At 51.7% G+C, this 1,306-nt stretch carries 3 protein-coding genes and 1 pseudogene; 1 reads left to right on the top strand and 3 read right to left on the bottom strand.

The window, feature by feature from the left end:
- Window positions 1-112 (top strand): IS1 family transposase (locus tag C4F37_RS27080; RefSeq protein ID WP_001691633.1); only part of this gene is annotated, 112 nt, incomplete at its 5' end.
- 49 nt (window positions 113-161) lie between these two features.
- On the opposite strand, the gene C4F37_RS27075 is transcribed toward C4F37_RS27080, so the two are convergent.
- From C4F37_RS27075 to C4F37_RS27060, 3 genes and pseudogenes are all read right to left on the bottom strand, one after another.
- Window positions 162-437 (bottom strand): type II toxin-antitoxin system RelE/ParE family toxin, encoded by a 276-nt coding sequence (locus C4F37_RS27075; RefSeq protein WP_000421257.1) that lies wholly within the window; start codon window positions 435-437, stop codon window positions 162-164.
- Window positions 437-721, bottom strand: a complete 285-nt coding sequence (locus tag C4F37_RS27070; protein ID WP_001178089.1) for a CopG family ribbon-helix-helix protein — start codon at window positions 719-721, stop codon at window positions 437-439. The genes C4F37_RS27075 and C4F37_RS27070 overlap by 1 nt, the downstream gene beginning before the upstream one ends.
- Window positions 722-1,231: 510 nt before the next feature.
- Window positions 1,232-1,306 (bottom strand): annotated as a pseudogene (locus C4F37_RS27060) (IS6 family transposase); the annotation flags it as partial.

Here is a 1,306-nt window from a genome sequence, read left to right as displayed (position 1 = left end):
TCTGAGGCAGCACCTGGCACGGCTGGGACGGAAGTCGCTGTCGTTCTCAAAATCGGTGGAGCTGCATGACAAAGTCATCGGGCATTATCTGAACATAAAACACTATCAATAAGTTGGAGTCATTACCCTGCAGGCTATGTTAAGTTGTCCCCACACACAATCTACCTGTTTTCTCGTGTGTGCCACAGGCGCAATACATAAATAGTCTGGCCATTAAGTTCGTAACGGATTTCGTACTCGCCAGCAAAAATCCGTCTGACCTCCCTGGGTTCAAACTGAAACAACTGTTCTCCCATACGTGGATGAGTTAACAGAATGACCGGTGCCTGTGTCAGGGATTGCACCGTTCTGGCGGCCGCAGGTTTACTGGCCAGCACCAGAAAATCATATAACCGCGCCAAATCAGAAAGCGCCTTACTGGTCCACTTCAGTTCCATCAGCGTGGCACCGGTAACGGATTGTCAGTACTGAGGCTGTCCGCCCAGGCCTGTACAGCCTGATGGTCGATAACCTGTCCGGATGTCACATCGTCCAGGGCTTCCAGCGTCAGGCGATTACGCTCCTCCTCCTGGGCAAGCCATGCAGAAAGCGCCTGTTTGATAACCCAGCCCCGGGAGCGTTCCAGCCTGGCGGCCATCTGGTCGACTTTATCAGCCATAGGTAATGGCACATGCGCGGTAATGACTTTTGTTGCCTGTGCGGTATTGTTTTTCATTTGCATATCCGATTAGTTGTTAATCATATTTAATCATAGTGATTACTTTCAGACGAAACAAGGCAAATAATGCGCGTCAGCGCATGTAAGGCGGCATACGGAGGTTACATGTAACACAGGTGTAAAACCGCCAAAGCCCGGCGTAAGCCGGTACGGTCGTCCGAATATCACCAGTCCCACTCCGGCCCTGCGAGGCCATGTGGCCTGTCAGCGATGAAAATGCCTCTGTGCGCGGTCGGAGTGGTCCCGACAAGGGTTTACCCGCAGTCGGGGCGTATCTCCGCGTTAGCGGGCCGTGAGGGCCGCTTACGAGCGTGTATGAGAGACGTACATTGGTTTCTTCTCGCTTTTATTTCCTCTCAGATCCTGAATGGGGTCCGCCTAGAAAAAGGAAAATATCCCACGCTAAGGCTGTTGTTTGTACGATTCGATATCGACACTGCGTAATGGCCGGTACTTCCCTGGGCACTGTTGCAAAGTTAGCGATGAGGCAGCCTTTTGTCTTATTCAAAGGCCTTACATTTCAAAAACTCTGCTTACCAGGCGCATTTCGCCCAGGGGATCACCATAATAAAATGCTGAGGCCTGGCC

This window comes from Escherichia sp. R1, from assembly GCF_003000935.1.
GTDB lineage: Bacteria > Pseudomonadota > Gammaproteobacteria > Enterobacterales > Enterobacteriaceae > Escherichia > Escherichia coli.
The sequence above is the reverse complement of the archived record's forward strand: the minus strand, read 5'-3'. Positions and strand labels throughout refer to the sequence as shown.